The following is a 616-nucleotide window of genomic DNA, read 5'->3' on the forward strand; positions in this document are numbered from 1 at the left end:
GCCTGATTAAAGTGATGCGCATCTACTTGCTCCTGGGCAAAGAACCAATGCTGGATGGGAGACAAAGTTGTTTCCCCGCTCACTTCTCCCTGATCTACCCTACGACTTACCTCGTGCATATGCGGTGTCAGTGTTGCGACGGTTGGGTAGCGGAACAAATCTTTCATGTCCAGCTTGTAGCCTGCCTGGGACGCACGCGATACGATTTGAATCGCCTTGATCGAATCGCCGCCCAGGTCAAAGAAATTGTCCAAAATCCCGACAGTGGGCACGCCCAGGATGGACTGCCAGATCGCTACGAGTGTCCGTTCCGTTACCATTCGTGGCGCTGCATACTCTGCACCGCTGTGTAGACTGCCTTCCGGTGCTGGCAGGGACTTGCGGTCGATTTTGCCGTTCGGTGTCAGCGGCATCTGCTCCAACCAGATGAAATACGACGGCACCATATAGTTTGGCAGCGCTTGTCCCAGCTTTTGTCTCAGCTCACCCGCTCCAAGCTCTTGACTTGCCACGTAGTACGCCACGAGCTGGGTTTGACCTGTTTCGTCCGTGCGGGCCATGATGACTGCTTCTTGTACGGACTCCACCTGCAGCAGCTGCGATTCGATCTCGCCCA

General features: G+C 55.4%; 1 protein-coding gene. It reads right to left on the reverse strand.

Features of this window, described 5'->3' with window-relative positions:
• A partial coding sequence (locus MMB75_RS26055) for a phosphopantetheine-binding protein (protein WP_277511631.1) occupies positions 1–616 on the reverse strand: 616 nt, incomplete at both ends.

Source organism: Paenibacillus sp. P2(2022) (assembly GCF_029522175.1).
Lineage (GTDB): Bacteria > Bacillota > Bacilli > Paenibacillales > Paenibacillaceae > Paenibacillus > Paenibacillus polymyxa.